General features: G+C 62.0%; 1 protein-coding gene. It reads left to right on the forward strand.

Annotated features, from left to right (window positions below; genetic code table 11):
* Positions 1 to 216: hypothetical protein (locus RRF55_RS29060; RefSeq protein ID WP_439419459.1), on the forward strand; the 216-nt coding region annotated here is incomplete at both ends.

The following is a 216-nucleotide window of genomic DNA, read 5'->3' on the forward strand; positions in this document are numbered from 1 at the left end:
CGGCTTCCCGGTGCCCAACGCCCTCAGCGGGCGTTCGCTGCTGCGCGACTATGACAACGGGCGTGAAATCATGTCGTTCACCAACGGCAAGCTGCGCTATCACGATGGCAATGCCACCTTCACCGAATGCGATTTCCAGCAGCGCTGCCGGTCGTATGCCAGTACCGGCTTCATTGCCGAACGCGCCAACCTGACAGATCGCTTCCGTGGCCAGCG

The organism is Klebsiella sp. K47 (assembly GCF_051858335.1).
GTDB lineage: Bacteria > Pseudomonadota > Gammaproteobacteria > Enterobacterales > Enterobacteriaceae > Klebsiella > Klebsiella pneumoniae.